This is a genomic window from Hydrogenophaga electricum (assembly GCF_030160815.1).
GTDB classification, from domain to species: Bacteria; Pseudomonadota; Gammaproteobacteria; order Burkholderiales; family Burkholderiaceae_C; genus Hydrogenophaga; species Hydrogenophaga electricum.
Map to the genome: position 1 here is coordinate 1 of NZ_BSPB01000071.1, position 13,780 is coordinate 13,780.

Annotated in this window: 16 protein-coding genes; 3 read left to right on the top strand and 13 right to left on the bottom strand. The window is 68.2% G+C overall.

The window, feature by feature from the left end; translation table 11 throughout:
• The first annotated feature begins 45 nt into the window (after window positions 1-45).
• Window positions 46-459 carry an MliC family protein gene (locus QQK43_RS21120; RefSeq protein ID WP_284309348.1) on the top strand — a complete coding sequence of 138 codons (414 nt, stop codon included), beginning with the start codon at window positions 46-48 and terminating at the stop codon, window positions 457-459.
• 22 nt (window positions 460-481) lie between these two features.
• Entirely contained in the window at window positions 482-937 is a 456-nt protein-coding gene (ybeY, locus tag QQK43_RS21125; protein ID WP_234267050.1) for an rRNA maturation RNase YbeY, read from the top strand.
• A 25-nt stretch (window positions 938-962) separates the two neighbouring features.
• Here ybeY and QQK43_RS21130 read toward each other — a convergent pair whose 3' ends face one another.
• The 7 genes from QQK43_RS21130 to QQK43_RS21160 form a co-directional block, all read right to left on the bottom strand.
• Window positions 963-1,637: a cysteine hydrolase family protein gene (locus QQK43_RS21130; RefSeq protein ID WP_284309349.1), complete on the bottom strand. Its 675-nt coding sequence runs from the start codon at window positions 1,635-1,637 to the stop codon at window positions 963-965.
• Window positions 1,634-2,563 (bottom strand): ABC transporter permease, encoded by a 930-nt coding sequence (locus tag QQK43_RS21135; RefSeq protein ID WP_284309350.1) that lies wholly within the window; start codon window positions 2,561-2,563, stop codon window positions 1,634-1,636. The genes QQK43_RS21130 and QQK43_RS21135 overlap by 4 nt, the downstream gene beginning before the upstream one ends.
• Before the next feature lie 7 nt (window positions 2,564-2,570).
• Window positions 2,571-3,680: an ABC transporter permease gene (locus tag QQK43_RS21140; RefSeq protein WP_284309351.1), complete on the bottom strand. Its 1,110-nt coding sequence runs from the start codon at window positions 3,678-3,680 to the stop codon at window positions 2,571-2,573.
• Window positions 3,673-5,196 (bottom strand): ABC transporter ATP-binding protein, encoded by a 1,524-nt coding sequence (locus QQK43_RS21145; protein WP_284309352.1) that lies wholly within the window; start codon window positions 5,194-5,196, stop codon window positions 3,673-3,675. The genes QQK43_RS21140 and QQK43_RS21145 overlap by 8 nt, the downstream gene beginning before the upstream one ends.
• 94 nt (window positions 5,197-5,290) lie before the next feature.
• Window positions 5,291-6,382 (bottom strand): BMP family ABC transporter substrate-binding protein, encoded by a 1,092-nt coding sequence (locus QQK43_RS21150; RefSeq protein ID WP_284309353.1) that lies wholly within the window; start codon window positions 6,380-6,382, stop codon window positions 5,291-5,293.
• A 103-nt stretch (window positions 6,383-6,485) separates the two neighbouring features.
• Window positions 6,486-6,875, bottom strand: a complete 390-nt coding sequence (locus QQK43_RS21155; protein ID WP_284309354.1) for a VOC family protein — start codon at window positions 6,873-6,875, stop codon at window positions 6,486-6,488.
• A gap of 13 nt (window positions 6,876-6,888) precedes the next feature.
• On the bottom strand, window positions 6,889-7,896 hold the full coding sequence (locus QQK43_RS21160; RefSeq protein WP_234267043.1) for an isopenicillin N synthase family dioxygenase: 1,008 nt from the start codon (window positions 7,894-7,896) through the stop codon (window positions 6,889-6,891).
• A gap of 236 nt (window positions 7,897-8,132) precedes the next feature.
• On the opposite strand from QQK43_RS21160, the gene rutR reads away from it, so the two are divergent.
• Entirely contained in the window at window positions 8,133-8,921 is a 789-nt protein-coding gene (rutR, locus tag QQK43_RS21165) for an HTH-type transcriptional regulator RutR (RefSeq protein ID WP_284309355.1), read from the top strand.
• On the opposite strand, the gene rutF is transcribed toward rutR, so the two are convergent.
• The 6 genes from rutF to rutA all read right to left on the bottom strand — a co-directional run bounded on the left by rutF (window position 8,900) and on the right by rutA (window position 13,275).
• The gene (rutF, locus tag QQK43_RS21170; RefSeq protein ID WP_284309356.1) at window positions 8,900-9,397 is read right to left on the bottom strand and encodes an NADH-dependent FMN reductase RutF; all 498 of its coding nucleotides are present in this window, start codon (window positions 9,395-9,397) and stop codon (window positions 8,900-8,902) included. The two genes, rutR and rutF, sit on opposite strands and share 22 nt — an antisense overlap.
• 35 nt (window positions 9,398-9,432) lie before the next feature.
• A complete protein-coding gene (locus tag QQK43_RS21175) occupies window positions 9,433-10,023 on the bottom strand; it encodes a malonic semialdehyde reductase (protein WP_234267039.1) in 591 nt (196 codons plus the stop codon).
• A gap of 127 nt (window positions 10,024-10,150) precedes the next feature.
• The gene (gene rutD / locus QQK43_RS21180) at window positions 10,151-10,951 is read right to left on the bottom strand and encodes a pyrimidine utilization protein D (protein WP_284309357.1); all 801 of its coding nucleotides are present in this window, start codon (window positions 10,949-10,951) and stop codon (window positions 10,151-10,153) included.
• Window positions 10,952-10,956: 5 nt separating this feature from the next.
• Window positions 10,957-11,349 carry a pyrimidine utilization protein C gene (gene rutC / locus QQK43_RS21185; RefSeq protein WP_234267037.1) on the bottom strand — a complete coding sequence of 131 codons (393 nt, stop codon included), beginning with the start codon at window positions 11,347-11,349 and terminating at the stop codon, window positions 10,957-10,959.
• 46 nt (window positions 11,350-11,395) lie between these two features.
• Window positions 11,396-12,145 carry a pyrimidine utilization protein B gene (gene rutB, locus QQK43_RS21190; protein WP_284309358.1) on the bottom strand — a complete coding sequence of 250 codons (750 nt, stop codon included), beginning with the start codon at window positions 12,143-12,145 and terminating at the stop codon, window positions 11,396-11,398.
• 11 nt (window positions 12,146-12,156) lie between these two features.
• Complete coding sequence (gene rutA / locus QQK43_RS21195) at window positions 12,157-13,275, bottom strand: pyrimidine utilization protein A (RefSeq protein ID WP_284309359.1); 1,119 nt, start codon at window positions 13,273-13,275, stop codon at window positions 12,157-12,159.
• Window positions 13,276-13,780 lie beyond the last annotated feature (505 nt).

The following is a 13,780-nucleotide window of genomic DNA, read 5'->3' on the forward strand; positions in this document are numbered from 1 at the left end:
CGCCGCCCCGCGCCGCGCCCGGCGCAGCCACCCCGAGGACGCCGCATGAACACCCCCGACCAGGGCCGCACGCCCCTGCCCGGCCGCCCACACCTCTGGGCCACCACGCTGGCCCTGCTGGCCCTGCTGGCCGGTTGCGGCACCGCCACGCCCCAGCCCGCAGGCACCGCGCAGCAGCAGGACGTGAGCTACCTGTGCGAAGGCGGCGCACGGCTGGACGTGTCCTACCTCAACCCGCCCGCGGGCGAGTCGTTCGCATCGATGCGCTACCAGGGACACATTGCCGTGCTGCAAAGCCGGCCGGCCGCATCGGGCGTGCGGTACATCGACCAGGACGAACAGCAAGGCCTGCGCTGGTACACCCAGGGCGACGAGGGTTTCCTGGCCATCCAGCCGGCCGACCACACCGCCGCCGAAAGAACCCTGCTGAGCGGCTGCCGCGCGCAGCCCCAGCCCTGACCCGCCCCGACGCCCCCACGCCATGCCGCTGCCCGCCCTCAGCCTCTCCCTGCAGTTCAGCCAGCTGGCCGATCCGGCCCCGCACCGCGCCGCGCTGGCCCGCCACAAAGTCGTGCGCTGCATCCGGCACGCGCTGGAAGCCGACGCCGAAATCACGGTGCGCATCGTCGACGCCGAAGAAGGCCAGGCCCTGAACCGCGATTACCGTGGCAAGGACTACGCCACCAACGTGCTGACCTTCGACTACGCCACCGAACCCCTGGTGATGGCCGACCTGGTGCTGTGCGCCCCGGTGGTGGCGCGCGAAGCGAAGGAACAGAAACGCTCCCTGGCCGACCACTACGCGCACCTGCTGGTGCATGGCACGCTGCACGCGCAGGGCTGGGACCACGAAACCGGTGAAGCCGATGCCGAAGCCATGGAAGCGCGCGAAATCCAGATCCTGGCCGGCCTCGGGGTGAAGAACCCCTACCGCTGAAGCACGCGGTCGCCGGCCACCTGCCTCAACCGCGCCAGGTGACCAGCAGTTCGGCCGAGTCCATCACCAGCCCGAGGTGCAGCGACACCATGGACAACGCCGCCGATTCAAGGTGGTCGTCGGTGCCGCGCACCAGATCGCGCAGCACGATCACGCGGTAGTTGTGGTTGTTGGCGTCGAAGGCCGAGTTGAGCACGCAGCAGTCGGTGAAGCCGCCATCGAACACCACGGTGCGGATGCCCTGGTTGCGCAGCAGGAAGTCCAGGTCGGTCGGGTAGAAGGCCGAGAGCCGGCGCTTGTTCTCCACCCGCCAGTCCTGCGGCAACACCTCGGTCACCCACTCGGTCCAGCGGCTGCCTTCGAGCGCGTGGGCGTCGGCGTTGGGGATCGGCCCCACGTGTTGCGCAAAGGTGCGGCGCCAGGCGGCCGGAATGCCCCTGAGATCGTCTTCGCCCCCCGGGCGCAGCACCGACTTCACGTGCACCACCGGCATGCCCCGCGCCCGCACCTGGCGGTGAAAGGCGTCGATGGGAGCGACCACGTCGCGCGCGCGCGGCGCCGGGCAGGGACAGTCGGGGCTGTCCTCCAGGTGGCCGCGGTGCATGTCGATCGAGATCACGGCCGTGGTGGCCGGATCGAGGTAGTCGGCAAACGTTTCGCGCGCCACCTCGCGGGGCTGGTCGTAGACCCAGATCTTCATCGTCTTTCCTCACGGACATAGGGTTCACCCAGCGCGCCGGGTTGCGCGTCGGCGCCACGCTGGCGGCCCATGGCCACCCACACCATGACGCCCAGCGTCACCACATAGGGCGTCATCAGCACGAAGTACTGCGGCAGCTTCACGCCGGCCGCCGCCAGTTGCGGGATCAGCGCCTCGATGCAGCCGAACAGCAGCGCGCCGGCCAGCGCCTTCCAGGGCGACCAGCGCGCGAAGATCACCAGCGCCACCGCGATCCAGCCGCGCCCGCCCGTCATGCCGGCGATCCACAGCTTGGTGGACAGCAGCGAGATGTAGGCCCCCGCCAGCCCCACCAGCGCGGCACCCGCCACCACGGCCAGAAAGCGGTAGGTCTCGACCGGGATGCCGGCCGCATCGGCCGCCTGCGGGTTTTCGCCCACGGCGCGCAGCTTGAGCCCGGCCCCGCTGCGCTGCAGAAACACCACCACCGCGAGAAAGATGAACGGCGTGAGGAACACCACCGGGTTCTGCACGAACAATCTGCCTACCACCGGCAGCTCGGACAGCGGCCACAGGGCGACCGCGCCCTGCGAGGTGACGGGCATGTTGGTCCACCCCAGCACCGAGCCCAGCAGGCTCGACAGCCCCTGGCAGAAAAACACCATCACCAGCCCGGCGATCACCTGGTGCATGCGCAGCCACACCACCATGATGGCGAACAGCACCGACGCGGCACTGGCCGCCAGCATGGCCAGCACCAGCGACACCGCCGTGGCCCCGAAGGCCAGCTGCGCGCCGATGGCAGCGAGCGCACCGATCAGCATGAAGCCTTCGGCCCCGAGCGAGAGCACGCCTGCGCGCTCGGTGAGGATCAGGCCCAGCGCAGCCAGAGCGTAGGGGACGGCGAAATCGGGGATGCTGCCGATCCAGTGACCGATCAATTCCATGCGGACCTCACGAAGGCAAGACGCGGCGCAGCCGGTGGCGGATGAAGAAGTCCGACGACGCGACGCAGATGACAACGATGGCCTGGATCAGCTGCACCATCGAAAAGGGGATCTGGTAGAACACCTGCAGGCTGCGACCGGCCACGAACAGCGTGGCGATCAGCAGCGCCACCACGGTGGCGGCAATGGGGTGGTTGCGCGCCAGGAAGGCGATCAGGATGCCCGAGAAGCCGTAGCCGTGATAGAAGGCCTGGGTCAGCCGCCCCTCCTGCCCGGAGGTGACAAGAAAGCCGGCCACCCCCGCCAGCGCGCCCGACAGCAGCACGGCCACCAGCACCATGCGGGTCACCGGCACACCGACCGCGTGCGCCACCGGCGGGCTGGCCTGGACGAAGCGCAGGTACAGCCCCGCCCGGCTCAGGTTCACCAGCCACCACACGCCCAGCATGGCGACCAGCGCGATCCCGAGCGCCGCGCCCGACGGACCGAGCAGTTCCGGCAGGCGCTCGAACGGCTGGAAAGCCGGCGAGTGCGGGAAGGCGCTGGCCGGATCTTTCCAGGCCCCGTACAGCAGATGCAGCAGGAAGTTGCCGGCCACGTAGTTGAGCATCAGGGTGGCGATGATTTCGTTCACGCCCCAGCGCAGGCGCAAGAGCGCCGGCAGCAGCGACCAGAGCAGGCCACACACCAGCGCCACGCCAAACATCAGCAGCAGGCGCAGGCCGGGCGGCCCGACGTCGTAGACCGAGAGCGCGGTGGCGCCGATCGCGCCCCAGATCATCTGCCCCTCCAGCCCCAGGTTCCAGTAGCGCGCACGGAACGCGATGGCCGCCGCCAGGCCGACCATGATCATCGGTGCGCCCTGGAACAGCACGGCCTGCAGGCTCTGGGCATCGAAGACGGTGGCGACCACGAATTCCTGGAAGAGTTCGCCCGCCGGCACGCCTGCGGCCACCAGGATGGCCCCCGAGATCAGCAGGCCCGCGACCACGGCCAGCGCCAGCACCGCAGCCTGCTGCGGCCAGGCCATCTGCTGGCGGATTTCCAGTGTGTAGCGGCGGCTGAACAAGGGTTCGAAACGGCGGGGTGCGGGCACCCCGGAAACGGCGTCAGTCATGGTGCGTCATGGCTTGGCCGATGGCTTGGCGATCGGCCGGTTGTTCGAACTCGGCGACGATGCGCCCCCGGGCCATCACGCCCACGCGGTCGGCCAGCCGGAGCACCTCGTCGAGGTCTTCGCTGATGAGCAGCACCGCAGCACCGGCGTCGCGCGCCGCGCGCAGGCGCGCGTGCACCTCGGCACCGGCCCGCACGTCCAGGCCCCGGCTCGGGCTGTGGGCGAGCACCAGCCGCGGCTGCTTGCTGAATTCGCGCGCCAGCACCAGCTTCTGCGCATTGCCGCCCGACAGCAGCGCCGCCTTCTGCGCCACCGAGCGCACGCCCTGCACGTCGAAGGCGGCCACGGCGTCGCGGGTCTCGGCGTCCATGCGGCGTTTGCGCAGCCAGAGGCTGAAGCCGTAACGGCCCGCGTGCACCAGACCGATGCCAAAGTTCTCGGCGATCGACAGCGCCCCGGCCAGCGCGTGGCTGTAGCGGTCGGCCGGAATGGCCGCCATGCCCAGGTGGCGCCGCCGCGCGGGCGACACCGAAAGCAGGTTCACCGCCTGCAGCCGCAGTTCCCCCTCAAAACCGCGCGACAGGCCCATGATCGCGGCGGCCAGTTCGCCCTGGCCGTTGCCCCCCACGCCGGCAATGCCGTAGATCTCGCCAGCGTGCACGGTCAGGTTCACGCCGTCCAGCGGCCGGTGGCCGCCGCGCGCACCCAGCGCGAGTTCGCGCACCGTCAGCATCGGCGCGCCGCGATCACCGGCACGCCGGGGTGCGGCCACCGCGCCGTCGTCCACGCCCTCGCCCACCGTCAGGCGCACCAGTTCGGCCACCGGCGTCTCGGCCGGATCGACCGAGGCCACCGTGCGCCCGCCGCGCATCACGGTCACGCGGTCGGCATAGGCCTTGACGTCGGCCATCTTGTGGGTGACCAGCACCACGGCGGCGCCTTCACGCGCCAGCGCACGCACGGTGGTCAGCAGGCTGGCCGCCTCCTGGTCGGTGAGCACAGCGGTCGGCTCGTCCAGGATGAGGATGCGGGCACCCGCCAGCAACACCTTGAGGATCTCCACCCGCTGCTGTTCGGCGATGGACAGCTGGTCGATGCGCGCCTGCGGGTCGATGGCAAAGCCCAGCGCCGCGGCCTGGGCCTGCACGCGACGGGCCACTTCGGCCAGCCGCTGCCGGTACGACAGCGGCTCGGCCGGCTCGGGCAGGCTCAGCAGGATGTTCTGCGCCACCGTGAAGGGCCGCACCAGCTTGAAGTGCTGGTGCACCATGCCGATGTGCTCGCGGGCCGCGTCGCGCGGGCCGTTGAAGCGCACCGGGTTGTGATTGACCAGCAGTTCGCCAGCCTCGGGCTTGTAGAGCCCGGCGGCGATGTTCATGAGCGAGGACTTGCCGGCACCGTTCTCCCCCAACAGCGCATGGACTTCGCCCCAGCGCACCGCGATGTGGGCGTTGTCCAGCGCAAGAAAACCGTCGAAGCTCTTGCGGATGTCCCGCAGGGTGAGGGCCGGGGTCATGGGGCCTCCGCGCTCCACCCGGTGTCTGGCCGCCGCGCCCCGGAAGGGGCGCTGGCGGGCCGGGCCTGCGCCGGCAAGGCGCTCATCCAGGTCGTCATTTCTGCGTCACCACACCCTTGACGAACCAGTCCATCTTCCAGAGGTCGGCATCGGACAGCACCTGGCCAGCGGCCACACGCTCCTTGCCGTCGCGGTCGGCCAGCGGGCCGGCGTAGATCTGCTTGCCCTTGAGCAGCGCCTCGCGCTCGGCCTGGATCAGCTTGACCTTGTCGGCCGGCACGGCAGCGCCGAAGCCGGCGATGTCGGTGCCGCCTTCGCTCATCGGAATGAAGGCGCCATAGGGAGCCGGCTTCCAGCCGCCGGCGATGATCTTCTTGAGTTCGGTCACGAGGAACTTGTCCCAGACCCAGACCGACGAGCACAGCGTGGCCTTGGGCGCGAACTGGCGCAGATCGCGGTGGTGGCCGGTGCCATAGACACCGCGTTCCTGCGCCACGATCTGCGGCGTGGGCGAATCCACGTGCTGGCCGATCACGTCGGCGCCCTGGTCGATCAGGGCCGAGGCAGCCGCGCGCTCCTTGACCGGGTCGTTCCAGGTGCCGGTGTAGATCACGTTGACCGTGGCGTTGGGGTTGATCTTCTGCGCGCCCAGCGCAAAGGCGTTGACGGTCCAGTTCACCACGCCGAAGGGGTTGGCGGCCACGAAGCCGAGCTTGCCGTTCTTGCTGGCCGCGCCGGCGGCCATGCCGCACAGGTACTGGCTTTCGTAGGTGCGGCCGTAGAAGGACTCGAGGTTCGGGCCGTTGGTGGTGCCCGAAGCGTTCAGGAAGGCCACCTTGGGATGCTTGGCGGCCAAATCCTTGAAGGCGTCGGAATGGCCGAAGGCGGTGCCGATGACGATGTTGGCACCGCGCGAGATGAAGCGCTCGGCCGCCGGCTTGATCACCGAGGCGTCTTCCGTGATGTTCTCGACGAAGTTGATCTTCACCCCGAGTGCCTTCTCGATCTTGACGCGGGCTTCGTCAAAAGCCTGGGTCCAGCCACCGTCGTTCTTGGGGCCGTAATAGAGCATCGCGATGGATGGCTTGCCCGGCAGGGTGAAGCCATCGGCCAGGGCTGGCGTGGCGGTGGCCGCCATGCCGGCGGCGGCCGTGGCGGCAGAAATCGAAAGCAGTTTGCGCAGCATGGTCAAGACCTTTCAAACACGAACAGAAGAAAAGAAGACAGCGGAAAGAGAAACCCACCGGGGAAGAAGGCATCGGGGAACCTCCGATGCCAGGGGCACACGTTCAGTCCATCATGAAATTGATGCGGAAGACGTTGCCCTCGGGGTCCAGCAAGACGGACTGGTACCAGTTGTAGTAGGTGACATAGGGCGGCTTGATCAGCGTCGCGCCCGCCTCGACGGCCACCGGCACCATGCGGTCGACGTCGGCCTGGCTGTCGACATCGATGTTCAGCAGGAATTTCACGCCGCGCGTGTCGGAGAACTCGGCCAAGTGCAGCAGTTCGTAGGCGTCGAGCGCGTTGAAGCCCAGGCTGGACTTGCCGGTATCGAGCCCGCGAAAGATGGGCGAGCGGATCGCCTCGATTTCGGGAAAGCCGAACACGCGCTGGTAGAAGCCGGACAGCGCCACGACGTCCTTGGCGAAGACGTTGACATAGGAAAGGTGGGCCACGCGCACGTCTCCTTCAGACCGCGGCCTTGGTCCCGCCGAAGGTCGTCTGCTTGACGAACTTGGCGGTGAGGTGATCGCCCGAGCTGATGGGCGCGTACTGGGGCTGCTCGCCTTCGGCCAGGCAGACCGGCAGGCATTCGATCATCGCGTCGTAGTTGGGCTGGTGAAAGAACACCAGCGACTGGCGGCGCTTGTTCAGCACGGCGCTTTCGAGCGGCGGGTTGACCACGCGGTGCAGGGTCGAGACCCACTGGTCGTTGGTCCACTGCATCATCAGGTCGCCGATGTTCACCGCGTAGGTGCCGGGCATGTAGGGCACGTCCACCCACTGACCGGCCTTGTTGAAGACCTGCAGGCCCGGGCCATCGGGCATGACGATGGTGAGGCTGCCGTAGTCGCTGTGGGCGCCGGCGCGCATCTGACCGGGCTGCGGCGCTTCCGTCTGCGCCGGATAGCTCAGCACGCGGAACATGCTGATGTGCTCGTCGAGCTTGTCGTCGAAGAACCGCTCGGGCAGACCCAGCCCCACAGCGAACATGCGCATGAGCTCGCGCGCCAGGTCGCTCATGGCGGCAAAGTAGCTTTCGTAAGCGGCCTTGAAGTCCGGAATCTCTTCAGGCCACAGGTTGGGCTCGAAATGTGCGCCCGCCGCCGGCCCCCGGTGGTAGTCGTCGTCGGGCACGTTGCTCGGACCGATGGAGTAGGACTCTTTCAGATCGCCTGGCGCCGCTTCTTCGAGGCTGTAGGAAAGCCCCTCTTCCCCCACCGCGCTGTAGCCGCGCACGGCATCGTCACGCGGGCGGTCGACCTTGCGCTTGGCCGCCAGCGGCAGCGAGAAGAAGGCGTTCGAAGCCTCGGTCACGCGCTGGATCAGCACCGGGTCGATCTGGTGGTTCTTGATGACCAGGAAACCGATGCCGCGGCAGGCATCGTCCACGGCGCGGGCAACCTCTGCCTTGCCTTCCGGCGTGCCGGAAAACCAGGGCTGCAGGTCGATGACGGGAACATTGAGGGCGGGCATGGCAAGCGACTCCAGAATGGGGAAACAGGTCGAAGATGACCGGTACGTTGCAACGTCCATGCCAACTGGACCAGTTGGACAAATTTCTGATTTCGATGATTTCGACCTGCCTACGCGCAGCGCTGGTGCAAGCGTGCGCAGCCATGGTGCGACGGCCGTGCACACTTCCTGCATCATGTCGGTTCAACATGCCACGGCACGCACCGACAGCACCACACCCGGGAGGAATTTTTGCCATGCCTGCACCGTCGTCGCCCACCCGCACCGCGCCCACCGCCCCCCGCAGCAGCGCCCGCGCCCCGCTGCCCGCCAGCGGCCAGAAAGCAGCGGGTGGCCGGACCGAACGCTCGCGCAGCACGCGCCCTGCCACGGCCAGCCCGGCAGGCCGGCGCCAGCGCCAGCTCGAAGACAAGCGCAGCACGATCCTGGGGGCGGCGCTCGGTCTGTTCTCGCGCTACGGGCTGCACGGCACGACGGTCGATCAGGTCGCGGCGCGCGCCAAGGTGTCCAAAAGCAACCTGCTCTATTACTACGCCAGCAAGGAAGAGCTGTACGTGTCGGTGCTGCGCGATCTGCTGGACCTGTGGCTGACCCCGCTGCGCGGGTTCAGCGCCGAGCAGGATCCGCGCGAAGCTATTGCCGGCTACATCCGCAACAAGCTGATGCTCTCGCGCGACCGGCCCGATGCCTCGCGGCTGTTCTGTCTGGAAATGGTGCAGGGGGCGCCGCTGCTGCAGGACGAGCTGGCGCACGAACTGCGCGAACTGGTGGAGCGCAAGTCGGGCGTCATCCGGGCGTGGATCGAGGCCGGCGCGCTGTCACCTGTCGAACCCCACCATCTGGTGTTCGCGCTGTGGGCCATCACGCAGCACTACGCGGATTTTGCGGTTCAGGTGCAGGCCGTTTCCGGCCGCACGCTGGACGACCCCGAGTTCTTCGAAGAAACGGTGCGCAACGTGCAGGCCATCGTGCTCGATGGCATCGCCCGCGCACCGGGGCAGGATCAGGCCGCCAGCAGGTCGTGATAGCGGCGGTCGAAGTAGACCAGGCCCTGCGCCTTGTCGCTGCCACGGATGGCGACGGCCTCGCAGAACAGCACGTCGTGCGAACCCACCTCGGTGCGCCGGCTCACGCGGCAGTCGAACGACACCGTGGCACCTTCGAGCACCGGCGCGCCCGTGACGAGCAGGCTCCAGCGGGCCCCCGCGAACCGCTCGGGCATCGGGGTCTTGCCCCCGAACAGGTTCGACAGGGTCTGCTGCCCGGCGGCGAGCACGTTGACGCAGAGCACACCGTTGGCCTCGAACACCGGGTACACCGAGGCCGAGCGGTTCAGGCAGACCAGCAGTGTGGGCGGGTCGTCGGTCACGCTGCACACGGCCGACGCGGTGAAGCCGGCCTGCCCGCCCGGGCCGTCGGTGGTGACGACGCTCACAGCCGCCCCCAGGCGTGCCATCGCGTCGCGGTAGTCGCTGCGCTGTACGTTCATGATCGGTGCCATACGAATCTCTGTGTCCTGGAGGGAAATGCGCGCCTTCAGTCGAAGCGGCAGGCTTCGTCGACCGAGAGCCGCGGCAGGCGCCCGAACAGCTTGCTCGCGTCGCCATGCCCGAGGTTGATGAGGAAGTTGCTGGTCCACGAGGTGCCCGCGAAAAACGCCTCGTCCACCAGCGCCTTGTCGAAGCCCGACAGGGGCCCGGCGTCAAGCCCGAGCGCGCGCGCCGCCAGGATCAGGTAGCCCGCCTGCAGCGTGGCGTTGCGAAACGCGGTTTCGTGCGCCACGGCCGGGCTGCCGGTGAACCAGCCGCGCGCATCCACGTGCGGAAAGAGCTGGGGCAGCTTGTCGTGGAACTGCGTGTCCCAGGCCGCGATCACCGTCACCGGGGCAGCCAGGGTCTTGTCGAGATTGCCTTTGGACAGGGCCGGCGCCAGCTTGCGTTTGGCCTCGGCACTGCGCACGAACACGAAGCGGCCGGGCGAGCAGTTGGCCGAGGTCGGCCCCATGCGCGTCAGTTCGTAGACCTGCCGCAGCAGATCGTCGGACACGGGCTCGTCGGTCCAGCCATTGTGGGAACGGGCTTCGGTGAACAGGGCCGCCAGCGCGGCCGGATCGAGCAGATGGCTCATTGAAAAATCTCCGTGTTTCTCACTGCGGTGCGAGCCCCCTTTGGAACGATCGGTCGGGGGGTTATTGGCGTACCTTCGCGCTGATGCGCTGCGGTGCGAGCCCCCTTCGGAGCGGCCGGGCGGGGGCTCATGCGCAAACGCCTGGCGCCTGCTGCGCCAGAAAGGCCAGCAGGGCGGTGTTGAAAGCGTCGGCCTGCGTCACGCTGTGTGCATGCCCCCCGTGCGCGAGGGTGTGCAGCGTGGCCCGGGGCAGGCAATCGGCCAGGTGCTGCGAGCAGGTCCAGGGCACGAGCGCATCGTCCTGCGCCGCACTGACCCAGACCGGCACGCCGATCTCGCCCATGCGGGCATCGACGTCGAAGGCGCGCAGCGCGGCGATGCGCTGGCGCATGATCGCCTCGCCCGGAAAATGCGCGACCGCGTGATCGACCTCGTCCTGCACACGCTGCGGATTCGCCGCGCACCAGGTGGCGGGGTAGAGAAAGATCGGCTGGGCCTCGCAGTAGGCGCGCGCGCCGCCCGCCGCCAGCAGGGCCAGCCGGGCATCGAAGCAGCGCGCCGAATGCGGGTTGGGCTGCGACCAGGCGTTGACCAGCCCCAGGCTGGCCACGCGCCCGGGGGCATCCAGCGCGAGCTGCAGCCCCACCAGCCCCCCGAGGGCGTGGCCGATGAGATGGCAGGCGGCGGTGTCGGTGGCGTCCAGAAGCTCCCTCACATCGTTCGCCATGTCGGCGATGCGGTAGGGCGTGGGCAGCACGCCCCCGCTGCGCCCGGTGCCGCGCTGGTCGTAGGTGATCACGCGCCAGCCCGCTGCGAGCAGCACGTCGAGCTGGGGGCGCCAGAACGCGGCCGCCCCACCCAACCCCGAAGACAGCAGCACGGTCGGCCCGTCGGCCGGGCCGGCCACGTCGTGGACGAGCAGCGCCATCGCCCTCAGCCCTTGGCGCCGACGTGCGCGATGGTCGCGATCTCGACCAGCGCGTCGGGCTTGACCAGGCCGCACTGGATGCAGAAACGCGCCGGTTTGCTGCCGGGGAAGAACTCGGCATACACGGCGTTGATGGCCGCGTAGTTCGCCCAGTCGGTGATGAAGATGTGGTTCATCGTCACGTCGGCCATGGTGCCGCCCGCGGCGGCGATCACGCCCTGGATCGTGGTCAACACGTGGCGCGTCTGCGCCGCCGCGTCACCGACGTGGACGACGTTGTTGTCCTTGTCGAAGGGCAGCGTGCCCGACACATAGACCACACCGTCGGCCAGGGTGCCCGGCACGAAGGGGGCGATGGGCACACCGGTGCCCGGCGGAATGATGGCGGTCTGAGGCATGAAAAACTCCTGAAGGCAGAAAAGGGAAACGGGTTGGTGGCGCGCCTCAGCCGGCGGCCAGCGTGGTGCAGAACGCGTCGATGCTGGAGACCCAGCCGAAGAAGGTTTCGACGTTGTAGACCGTGCTGGCCTGGATCTCGGCCGATCCCAGCTGGTGCGTGGCGTCGGCCAGCATCACGGCGAAATACTCCAGGTGGAAAGCGTCGCGCAGGGTCGATTCGACGCACACATTGGTGGCGATGCCGGTGAACACCAGGTTGCGGATGCCGCGCGCGCGCAGCGTGCTGTCCAGCGCGCTGTTGAAGAAGCCGCTGTAGCGCGGCTTGGGCACCACGATGTCCTGCGGGCCGGGCTGCAGCGCGTCGACCAGTTCGTAGTCCCAGCCGCCCTTGGCCAGAAAGCGGCCGGCCAGTTCGGGCTGGGCGCGCATGGTCTTGAGCGCGTTGGACTTGTACCAGTTGGGCGAGCCGGGGCCGCCGGCTTCGACGTACCGCGCATCCCAGCCGTTCTGCAGGAACACCACCAGCACCCCGGCACGGCGCGCCGCCTCGACGCAGCGCGCGATGCCGGCGATGGTGCCCTGGGCGCCCGAGATGTCGAAGCCGGCCGTGTCCACATAGCCGCCCAGCGTGGCGTAGGCGTTCTGCATGTCGACCACGACCAGCGCGGTGTTGGTGGGTTGCAGCAGCAGCGGCTCCGGCCGTGAAGGCAGCACCCAGGCGGGCGCACCCGGCGCCGGTGCGATGCCCACCGGCGTGCTGGAAGTCAGGGTCTGGTTGGTCTTGGCGGTGCTCATCGGGGCACTCCTCAGGCGGCCACGGCCTCGGCCGCCACGCGCGATGGCACCGGGCTGTCGACATGCGTGCGGCTCTTCATCAGCGGCTGGATCTGTTCGCCGAAGGCGCGCACACCGGCCACGAAGTCGTCGAACGTGAGCAGCACACCCTCGGTGCCCGGCACGTCGGCCATTTCGTCGAGCATGCGCGCCACGCTGGCGTAGGAGCCCACCAGCGTGCCCATGTTGATGTTGACCGCCGACGGCGAGGTCGGGTCGGTCATCTGGCGCACGTTGGTGTCGCCGCCCGACTTGGTGTCGGCCGCGCCCTGCTGCGCCATCCAGGCGATGGCCTCGGTATCGGCACCGGCCTTGTAGTGTTCCCACTTGGCGAAGGCGGCTTCGTCCGTCTCGTCGGCGATCACCATCATCAGCACGTAGGACGTGACCTCGCGGCCGGTCTTGGCCACCGCCTCGATCAGCTTGTCGGCCGCAGGCTTGAAGGCGGTGGGCGTGTTCACGCCCTTGCCGAAGCAGAAGTTGTAGTCGGCGTACCGGGCCGAGAACGCCATGCCGGCGTCGCTCTGGCCGGCGCAGATCACTTGCATCGGTGCCTGCGGCTGCGGCGCCAGACGGCAGTCGTCCATCTGGAAGTGATCACCCTTGAAGTCGGAGTGGCCCGTCTCCCAGAGGTCGCGCAGCACCTGGATGTATTCGGACAGGTAGGCGTAGCGGGTGGAGAAGAATTCGTCACCGGGCCACATGCCCATCTGCGAATACTCCGGGCGCTGCCAGCCCGTCACCAGGTTGACGCCGAAGCGGCCACCCGAAATGGAGTCGATGGTGGCAGCCATGCGCGCCACCATGGCCGGCGGCAACAGCAGCGAGGGGGCGGTGGCGAACAGCTTGATCTTCGTCGTCGCGGCCGCCAGGCCGGCCATCAGCGTGAAAGATTCCAGGTTGTAGTCCCAGAACTCGGTTTTGCCGCCGAACCCGCGCAGCTTGATCATGGACAGCGCGAAGTCCATGCCATAGCGCTCGGCCTCCAGCGTGATCTGCTTGTTCAGCTCGAACGAGGGCTTGTACTGCGGGGCGTTTTCCGAGATCAGCCAGCCGTTGTTGCCAATGGGAATGAAGACGCCGACGTTCATAAGGACCTTTCGGGGATGAAACACAAGAACCCGGCTGGTGCCCATGACAAAACACAAGAACGGCCGGCCTGCGCTTCTTTAGCAGGCACCGTGCCAATCCAATAAATCTTTTTAAATCAACAAGCTAAAAACCATATTCAGAAGTTTTTTGACCAAATGGTCCAAAATGATGCAGAAAACGGCCGACCGAACCCAACATGGGTGCGCGACCGTTCGCACACGGTGCAGACCGGCGTGCGCCGGTTGCACGAGGCTCATGAAGGGGGTTGAAGCCAGATGTTCCGTCCCCCCATGCCCCCCCGATCACGGCAACGTCAAGGGTCCACCCAGTCTGCACCGGGCTCCTCCAAAGCGGTGACGGCGGCGTTCAGGCCCGCGCCATTGCGCCGAGGGCCGGGGCTTGGTGGCTGGGTGCGGTATCCAGCTGCTGCTCGGGCGACTGGGCCAGGCGCTGCAGGGATTGCGCCACCGGCGTGTTCGCGGCCACACGCGCGTCGGCCTGCGT